Below are 278 nucleotides of genomic sequence, written 5' to 3' on the forward strand. Positions count from 1 at the left end.
GTGATGTGCAGATCGGTCGCGGGCAGCGGGTTGTTGATCCGCTCCATCCACACATCTTCGATTCGGAGGGCAGCACGCACGGTACTGACGCCGTCCACTAGGAGCCCGTTGTTGCCGTAGCCCATCGGGATAGCGATCGGGCGGGCACGGTATCGCGCGGGTACACGCTGGTCGAAGATGACGATGTTCCCTGCGGCGTCAGCTCCCCACCAGCCGACCGGGACATGCATGCAGTCAGTCATGTCGTCGGTGAAGCCGAGGCATCCCCATCCGCTCAT

General features: G+C 63.3%; 1 protein-coding gene. It reads right to left on the reverse strand.

Annotated features, from left to right (window positions below; genetic code table 11):
* On the reverse strand, nt 1-278 hold a 278-nt coding region (locus tag WDW90_RS39250; RefSeq protein WP_336493013.1), incomplete at both ends, for a hypothetical protein.

This window comes from Methylobacterium nigriterrae, from assembly GCF_037106235.1.
GTDB lineage: Bacteria > Pseudomonadota > Alphaproteobacteria > Rhizobiales > Beijerinckiaceae > Methylobacterium > Methylobacterium nigriterrae.